We start from the raw sequence: 1,909 nt of genomic DNA on the forward strand, positions 1-1,909 counted from the left end.
CGCGCAGCGCCTGCGCCACCTGACCGCCGCCATCGGGGCCGCCGGCGCCGAGCTGGCGGAGCTGGCCCGCATACGCGCGACGTACGAGGCCCGGGCCGCCCAGCTGGCCGGCCGCCTGGCCGACCTCGCGGCCGCCGAGGACCGGGCGCGCGCCGCCTACGACACGGCGCTCGCGAAGATCCTCGACCCGGGCCTGCCGCCCATGACCACGACCGAGTCCGACCTTCGCGAGCGGACGGCACACCTCGACGAGGACGCCCGCGCCGGGCGTTGGCTCGCGGTGACGGACGCCCTCGAGCCGCTGGAGGCGGCCGTCGCCCGGGCGCTGGGCGCCGCCCGCGAGCGGGCCGCGTTCGCTGACGGGCTGGTGGCCCGCCGCGACGAGCTGGGCGGCCGCCTGGAGTCCTACCGGGTGCGCGCGCAGCGGCAGGGCCGTGGCGAGGACGCGGCGCTGTCCGCGCAGTACGGCGCGGTGCGCGCGCTGCTGTGGACCGCGCCCTGCGACCTCCCGGCCGCCACCCGCGCCCTGTACCGCTACCAGCAGTCCGTACTCGGAGGTGATGTCGCGTGAGTGCGTGTGTGAGGACCGGCTGTACCGGCAGCTACGACCCCGATGGTTACTGCGACGAGTGCGGGCACAAGGCGCCCGCCGCCGTTTCGTCAACCGGCCCCACCCGGGCGACCGGCTCGAGCCGCCCCTCCGGGCGCACCCGCGGCTCGGCGCGCGGGCGGCTCGGCGCCGGGCTGTTCGACATGCCGCGCGTGCCGGCGCACGACCCGGCGACCGCGATCCTCGCGGATCCGCAGGTGCCGGAGAACCGCCGGGTGTGCGGCAACCCCGACTGCGAGCGCCCGGTCGGCCGCGGCCGCGACGGCAAGCCGGGGCTGACCGAGGGCTTCTGCGCCAACTGCCGGACCCCGTTCTCGTTCCGGCCGAAGCTCGCGCCCGGCACGCTGGTCGCCGGGCGGTACGAGGTGGCCGGCTGCCTGGCCCACGGCGGCCTGGGCTGGATCTACCTGGCCCGCGACAAGAACGTCGGCGACGAGGTGAGCGACCGCTGGGTCGTCCTCAAGGGACTGATCGACACCGGCGACGCCGACGCGATGGCGGCGGCGGTCACCGAACGTCGCTTCCTGGTCGAGGTGGACCACCCGGCGATCGTCAAGATCCACGACTTCGTGTCGCACCCCGACCCCGGCTCCGGCACGGCCGTGGGCTACATCGTCATGGAGTACGTCGGCGGTCGGTCCCTGCGCGACATCCGCGTCGACGCGACCGGCACCGGCTCGGGCGCCCGCCCGCTGCCCGTCGAGCAGGTCATCGCGTACGCCCTGGAGGTGCTCGGCGCCCTCGGTTACCTGCACGAACGCGGCCTGCTCTACTGCGACTTCAAGCCCGACAACGTGCTGCACACCGAGGACCGGGTGAAGCTGGTCGACCTCGGCGCGGTGCGGCGCGTGGACGACGACGTGAGCGCCGTGTGGGGCACGGTCGGCTACCAGGCGCCGGAGGTGCCCACGGCCGGCCCGTCGGTGGCCTCGGACCTCTACACGGTCGCCCGGGCGATGGCCGTGCTCAGCTTCGACTTCAAGGGCTTCTCCGGTACGTACGTCGACCGGCTCCCGGACCGGGCCGGCGTGCCGCTGCTGGCCGCGCACGAGTCGTACCACCGGTTCCTGGTCCGGGCCACGCACCCGGACCCGGCGCGGCGGTTCGCGACGGCGGCGGAGATGACCGAGCAGCTGCTCGGCGTGCTCCGCCAGATCCTGGCGGCCGCCGACGGGACGCCCCGCCCGGCGGTGTCGGCCCGGTTCACCCCGGAGCGTGGGGCGTTCGGCACGGAGGCCGGTGTGGTCGACGGCGCCGGCGCCGCCGGTGCCGCGCGCGGCGCGACCCCGATCGCGCCCG

The 1,909-nt window shown here is 76.2% G+C and carries 1 protein-coding gene and 1 pseudogene; both read left to right on the forward strand.

The window, feature by feature from the left end:
- Positions 1–571: pseudogene (locus ABD211_RS26585) on the forward strand (hypothetical protein); the annotation flags it as partial.
- A partial coding sequence (locus ABD211_RS26590; RefSeq protein ID WP_344137603.1) for a protein kinase domain-containing protein occupies positions 568–1,909 on the forward strand: 1,342 nt, incomplete at its 3' end. The pseudogene ABD211_RS26585 and the gene ABD211_RS26590, both read left to right, overlap by 4 nt.

The sequence above is a fragment of the Luedemannella flava genome (assembly GCF_039528515.1).
GTDB lineage: Bacteria > Actinomycetota > Actinomycetes > Mycobacteriales > Micromonosporaceae > Luedemannella > Luedemannella flava.